Source organism: Frankia nepalensis, from assembly GCF_016786325.1.
Taxonomy (GTDB): Bacteria; Actinomycetota; Actinomycetes; order Frankiales; family Frankiaceae; genus Pseudofrankia; species Pseudofrankia nepalensis.
Genome location: NZ_JADWYU010000122.1, coordinates 34687 through 41322, shown reverse-complemented (window position 1 = coordinate 41322; position 6636 = coordinate 34687). Strand labels below are relative to the sequence as shown.

5 protein-coding genes are annotated in these 6636 nt (G+C 73.1%); 4 read left to right on the top strand and 1 reads right to left on the bottom strand.

Translation table 11 applies throughout. From position 1 onward, the window contains the following. A partial coding sequence (locus I6A81_RS16125; protein ID WP_203010224.1) for a nitrate- and nitrite sensing domain-containing protein occupies positions 1–1096 on the bottom strand: 1096 nt, incomplete at its 3' end. A gap of 714 nt (positions 1097–1810) precedes the next feature. On the opposite strand from I6A81_RS16125, the gene I6A81_RS16120 reads away from it, so the two are divergent. From I6A81_RS16120 to I6A81_RS16105, 4 genes are all read left to right on the top strand, one after another. Then, complete coding sequence (locus I6A81_RS16120; protein ID WP_238428471.1) at positions 1811–3349, top strand: peptidylprolyl isomerase; 1539 nt, start codon at positions 1811–1813, stop codon at positions 3347–3349. Between the two features lie 212 nt (positions 3350–3561). After that, positions 3562–4182 (top strand): hypothetical protein, encoded by a 621-nt coding sequence (locus I6A81_RS16115; protein WP_203000922.1) that lies wholly within the window; start codon positions 3562–3564, stop codon positions 4180–4182. Between the two features lie 440 nt (positions 4183–4622). Next, entirely contained in the window at positions 4623–4967 is a 345-nt protein-coding gene (locus I6A81_RS16110; protein WP_203000924.1) for a metallopeptidase family protein, read from the top strand. A 494-nt stretch (positions 4968–5461) separates the two neighbouring features. Continuing rightward, the gene (locus I6A81_RS16105) at positions 5462–6532 is read left to right on the top strand and encodes an SAM-dependent methyltransferase (protein WP_203000926.1); all 1071 of its coding nucleotides are present in this window, start codon (positions 5462–5464) and stop codon (positions 6530–6532) included. Positions 6533–6636 lie beyond the last annotated feature (104 nt).

Sequence of the window (6636 nt, the reverse complement as noted above, 5' to 3'; positions counted from 1 at the left end):
GGGGGGGGCGCGCGGGCCCCCCGCGCGGGGCGCCCCCCCCGCCGGGCCCGCCCACCACGGCGGGAAGCCGGACGTCGGCGGCGTCGTGCGCGGCGTCGCGCAGTCCTCGCAACGTCCGGGCCATCCGGCGGGCCGTGAACACCGACAGGGCCAGCGACAGCCCCACGACCAGCAGCGCGGCGGCCAGGTCCCGGGCCACGGCCGCGTTCGCGTCCGCCGACACGGCGGCGGCCCGGCCGCGCAGCTCCTCGGCCACCCGCAGCTCGACGTCCCGCATCAGGTCGATCTTCACCGTCATCACCGACCACCACTCGGCCGGCCGGACGGACGGATCCCGGCCCTCGGCGCCCTCGGCGAGCGCCTGGGCCCGCAGCGCGGCGGCGCGTTCCACCTCGGGTCCGCGCACATGCTGGTCGTAGTAGCGCACCACCTCCGGGTCGGCCGTCGTCCGGAACAGGGCGAACCAGGCTTCCTGCTCGGCCACGAGGGTGAGCAGGCGCCCGTAGTCACCCGGCCCGAACCGGCCCGCGGAGAACACCGAGTTCATGAAGCCGCGTTCGAGCGCGCCAAACTCCTTGCTTTCCGAAAGGTCCACGAAGGCGACCGCGATTCGGGCCGCCTCCGGGTCGTCGATGACGTTGCCCATAGCCTGGTCGACCGCCAACAACTTTGTGATCGCCCCGGTGTAGTACGACAGCGTTCCGGCGACGTCGAGCGCCTTGTTGTCTATTGCGGCCCGCTGGCGGTCCAGTCCACGTAGTGCCGCCTCGGCATCGTCCAGCGCGACTCGAACCGATGCCGCGGCGAGGGCTGGGCGCGCGCCACCGGCCCGCGCGCCGAACGCGTTCAACGCCTCGTCGGCCTTCGTCCGCTGCGCCGCCACCTGGTCCAGACCGGTCCGGTAGCCGGAGCCGACATAGCCGCCCGACAGCCCGCGTTCCCGCTGCAGCTCATGGACGAGCGTGTTGACGCTGACCGCGAAGGCGGTGTTCCGCGTGACCCGGCCGGCCTCCGCCGCCCGGTCCAACGCGGCGTAGGCCTGCCGGGTCGAGGCGACGACCAGGGCGACCAGCGGCGCCACGACAATGGCCGCCAACTGGTAACGGATGGGCCACCGGCGACCCCTCACGAGCACCCCCCGCATTAATGAGCGTTTTTCCAGCCGATGACGGCGGCACGGGCGCGACTGTCCGGCCAATCGACCGGACAGCCCCGCGGCCTAACGGTGCGACGTCACGCGCATCGATCGATGGAAGAGTAGCCGCCCGACTTCGGAAGGAGTTTCTCCAGGCTTTATCCAGCGGCCGGGGCCACGCCCACGACCAGCTCCCTCACCACGCCGTTACCCGCCCGGTGAGGCAGGCCCAACACCACGGAAAAGAACGGAGAACGACAATGTTACGTATCGGGGCGCGGGGCGGCCGCGATGAACGCGATGTTTCCGGTCCTGGTTTCCGTGGCCGAGACCACCGGCCCACTTCCGCCATCCGGCGTCGTTCCGTGGGGCACACGTTGGCCTTCCGCCCGCCGGATCGTCGGTGCCGGGCGGTCCCGTCGACGCGCGGGCGCCGCCCAGTCACCCACGAGGTCGCCGTCTCGGGGGCAGCCGCCCGCCCCACCCGCCCGCCAGTGGCCACGGCAGCCGCGCGAGCGCGCTGGACGCTCGTTCTGGTGGAGCCGCGGCCGGGTGGGGCAGCGAACGGCCAGCGCGGCGCTACCGATTGTGGTGGAGCAGCCGTGGAACGAAGGTGAGTCGGCGTTCGGCGTACAGGTTCGGTTGCTAGGCTGCGGCGCCGGGAGGTAGCTACTGATGCCGGACGAGAAGGACCCAGTCGGGCCGGACGCGCGGCCCGTCGAGTCGAGCGTGCCGGCGGGGCCGGTGACCGAGGAAGCGGCTACGGAAAGTACCGGCGGCGACGCCGGCGCGTCGGCCGCCGAGGGATCGGCTTCCAGCGCCTCCAAGAGCCCGACGGCTGCCAAGGGCTCAGCGGCTTCCAAAAGCTCCGCGGCTGCCAAGGGCTCCAAGGGCTCGGCGTCCGGTCGGGCCGCCAAGGAACGCGGCACGGGCGCCCCGCCGCCGATCATCGTGTCGGCTTCGGGGATTCCCATGGTCCCTGGCGCGGGGCCGGTCGACGCGGCCGCGGGTAGGTGGGGGGTGCTGCCGCCGCCCAGGGACCCGGCCGCCGGCCCTTGGCTCGTCTCCGGCGCCGGTGCCGCGACCGACGAGGAGACCGACGGCGAGCCGACGGACCTCGACGAGCCGGACCTCGACGACCCGGACGACGACCGCCTGGTCAAGGGCGACACGGCCGCCCGCGTGGCCGGCCGGCGCCGCGTGGCGGGCACGCCCGGTGACTCGGACTCCGGCACCGGCACCGGCACCGACGTCGATACCGACGAGGACGGCGAAGAGGACGAGGACGAAGAGGGCGAGGAGTTCGACCCGGAGGACTTCGACGAGCCCGACTTCGACGACGACGAAGAAGACGACGAGGACGAGGACGACAGGGATGACGGCCCCGATGACGGGGTGAAGCCGAGCTGGCAGAAGGACATCTCGGCGGTCAAGCCTCGGCGGCGCGAGCTCGCCCCGGAGGTGAAGGTCGCCGCCTTCGGCATCCTGGCCGCGCTGCTGCTCACCGCCGGCGCGGTCGTGCTGGCGAAGACCCTCGGCGGCGACGACTCCTCGAGCACCGACACGACCGTCGAGGCACAGGACACCCCCAGCGCCGAGCCACCGGCGACGTCCAAGGTCGGTGACTGCGTCTACACCGCGGATGGCGCGGAGCCGTCCCGGCCCGTGACGCTTCCGCCCGCCGGCCCAGGCGTCGACACGAACCCGGCCAAGATGGTGATCACCACCAACCTCGGCACGATGACAGCGACCCTGGACACCGCCAAGGCCCCGTGCACCGTCCACGCGCTGCGCTACCTGGCCGAGCAGAAGTTCTTCGACGCGACCCCCTGCCACCGGATGACCGGCCCGAACGCCAACATCAAGGTTCTGCAGTGCGGCGACCCGACCGGCACCAGCAGCGGCGGGCCCGGGTTCCGGTATGACAACGAGAACGTCGAGGGCGTGAACTACAACCGCGGCGTGATCGCGATGGCGAACGCGGGTGCCTACCCCGACGGCAGCGGCTCCAACGGCAGCCAGTTCTTCATCAACTATGGTGACCCGAACGCGGAGGGCACCCAGGCGCTCGCCGGCGGCTACACGGTCATCGGCCAGATCACCGAGGGCCTCGAGACCCTCGACAAGATCACCGGGCCGGGCGTCGAGGGCGGGGCCGAGGACGGCCCGCCGAGCAGCAAGCCGGAGATCCAGTCCATCACGATCACCCAGTAGTCGAGCGAGTCTCGTCCCACCGGCCAACGGCGCGACCGGCCGGTGGGACGATGCCGGTCATGCGCCGGATTCCGGACCCCCGCCGCCTGTCCGCCCAGCCACGCGGGCGATCTCGCCAGCCGCGACGGCGGCTTGGCCAGCCGGGTCGGCGGCCTGCCGTGGCGGGCTCGTGGCCCGCTCTGCCGGGCCGGCTCGTCGTGACGCTGTGCGCCGTGGCGGCGGTGACCGTGGGGGCGGCCGGCTGCGGGGGTGACGCGTCCACACCCGACCCGCCCGCGACGGGAACGGCGGCGGCGGCGAACGACGCCACTTCCAGGCCCCAGCTTCTGTCGTCGTCCACCGCCCTGCCGGCACCGCCGGCGGGTTCGGCCGGCGACGGCCCGACGCTGGACTGTGGCACGGCGATCGACACCGTCGCCACGCCGCCCGACGAGTACACCGTGCTCTCCGGCGCCGTGGCGGTCCGGACCGGCGGCGGCACCCTCCAGGCGGAGCGCGACCCGACGGTCCCAGCCGACAGCCCCGAGGCCTACTTCGCCAAGACCGGCCTGCTCGTCCGGATCGGCGTCGCCTCCACCCTGCGGCTGCTGGACGCCGAGGGCCAGGCCGTCGCTTCCTGGGGCCGGGTCGCCATGCCGTCGACGACCATCCACATTCCGGCGTGCCCCGCCCGGCCCAGCGACGGCGGCAAGGGCGACTGGCTCGCCTTCGCCGGCGGTTACTCCGTCGCCAGCCCACGCTGCCTGACCGTCGTGGTCACCGCGCCCGGAGGAACGGACCAGGCCTTCGCCACCATCCCGGTCGGTGCTCCCTGCCCCAATCAGCCGGCCTGACCCTGACCGGACGCGACGCGACCGCCGGCGTGGAGGGGCCGTCGCCGTTGGCGGCGCCCGGGCTCCGGCGCGGATCCTGTGGAGACTGGACCCGGCGCGCCACCTCTTGATCGCCACCTGCTCGTGGACATGGTCGCCGCGACGCGGCGTTGGTCGCGCTTTCTCCGGCCATCGGCTTCCCCAGGCGTTGGTTTCCCGAGGCATCGGGCGGGCTTCCCGAGGCATCGGGCGGGTTCCCCGAGGCATCGGGCGATCACGGCGTGGCCGGGCCTCGCGTTCACATGATCTGCGGCAGATCCGCGCCCGGGCGACGGCGGATGACCAGATCTGGCCCAGGATCCGGATCAGGAACGGTCAGCGCCGGGATTCGCGGGCGGCCGAGCTCGCCGAGAGCGGCGCGACGGCGTCAGGCGGGCAGCGGGGCGAGGAGACTCGAGGACATGACCGTCAAGGTGCCGCGGGAGCGGTTCGAGGAGCTGGTGGTCGCGGCGCTGGACAGCCTGCCGCGAGAGCTCGGCCGGCAGATGCGCAACGTGGCGGTGGTCGTCGAGGACTCCTCGCCGGACGGGCTGCTCGGGCTCTACGAAGGCGTCCCGCTCACCGAACGCGGCGACTGGTACAGCGCCGTCCTGCCAGACCGGATCACGATCTACCGGGACCCGATCTGCGAGATCTGCGACGACGAGGACGACGTCGTCGAGGAGGTCCGCGTCACCGTGATTCACGAGATCGCACACCACTTCGGCATCGATGACGCCCGCCTGCACGAACTCGGCTGGGCGTAGCGCCGCGAGCACGTGCTGGGCGTAGTGCCGTACCCAGCGACGTTCGCCCGGCCGCTGGCCACCCGTCCCGTGAGCGGCGGCCCCGAAGTGTCCGCCAGAACGCGAGCCAGGGACCGCGTTCTGACGGACAGGTCCAGGCACGCGACACAAACGACCAAAGCAACCGGCCCCCCCGCCCCCAGCAAACCGAGCTCCGGACCTGTCCGCCAGAACGCGAGCCAGGGACCGCGCTACCGCGGACACTTCACCGGCACCGGCACCGGCCCACGGCACCGGCAACCTTCGCTGATGCGGCAGTAGCGCCGCAAGCACATGCAGACCACGCGTGCGCGAGGAACACCAGCACGTGAAGGCACAGACCCCGCACGGAGGGTAAGAAACTCGGCGTGCCGGCGCGGGTCGGGGGTAGGGGTAGTTCATCCGTCTACCGACCGAGGCATGGTCCCAGGCACGGCCCACGCACGGCCAGGACGGCCGAGAGCGCGGAGGTGACTGTGACATCGGCTGAGCCGGAGCTGGAGCGCGCCGACCGCGACCGCGGGGGGCGGGGCCTGAACGGGGCCAAGGTCGGGCGGGCCCAGTGCGCCGAACTGACGATCGACCCGCGCAGTCCCAGCACGTCACGGGTCTACGACTACTTCCTGGGCGGTTCGGACAACTTCGCGGTAGATCGTGCCCTCGCGGCCCAGCTGAGCGCGACGCTGCCGGACATCGGCGCGATCATGCGCGCGAACCGGGCCTTCATGCGCCGCGCCGTCCGGTTCCTGCTGGACGCCGGTATCCGGCAGTTCCTCGACCTCGGCTCCGGCATCCCGTCGGCGACCAACAACCTGCACGAGCTCGCGCGCCAGTGCTCCGGTCGGGCCCGGGTCGTCTACGTCGATCTCGACCCGACCGCCGTCGCCCGCAGCCGCCACGCCCTCGCCGGCAACCGGGACACGACGATCGTCCAGGCCGACCTGCGCGACCCGCGCGCGGTGCTCGGCCATCCCGAGACCCAGCGGCTGCTCGACCTCTCGCGTCCGGTCGCGGTGCTGATCCTCGGCGTCCTGCACGACATCCCGGACGCCGACAACCCGGCGGACATCATCGCCCAGTTCCGGGAGCGGCTCGCCCCAGGCAGCTTCCTGGCGCTTTCGCAGGGCGTCCGGGACACCCGCGACGACACGGGAGGGGCCACGACGAGCTCTTACGACGACGGCTACGGGGGCGGCCGGCCCCGGCTGACACTGCGCGACCGCGCCCAGACCCTCGGCCTGTTCGACGGCTTCGGCCTGGTCGCCCCCGGCCTGGTCTTCCTGGAGGACTGGCGCCCCGCCCTGACCGACGAGAGCCGGACCTCCCCGCGGGCCGCCCAGACCGCGGACCTCCCCGACCGGCTTCGCCGATCCACCGGGAAGCCCCGATCCGGAGGGAAGCCCCGATCCGGCGGGGACCCCGGGTCCATGGGGAATCCGGCCACCCATCCGGGACGAACCCTGGGCACGGACACCGCGCACCGCGGATTCGCGCGGGGCGCGCCACCGGGCCACCGGGCCGCCCTGGGCGGCGTCGGCCTGCGCTGAGCCGGCCGCGGCCCCCGAACCGCCGCGGCTCCAGAACCGCCGCGGCTCCCGGAACCACGGCCAGGACGCCCGCTCGGCGAGGACCCGGCGTCAGCGACCGGAAC

Coding starts and splice junctions, on each gene's coding strand:
- I6A81_RS16110 (WP_203000924.1), top strand. CDS start 4,623: ATGACCGTCAAGGTGCCGCGGGAGCGGTTCGAGGAGCTGGTGGTCGCG.
- I6A81_RS16120 (WP_238428471.1), top strand. CDS start 1,811: ATGCCGGACGAGAAGGACCCAGTCGGGCCGGACGCGCGGCCCGTCGAG.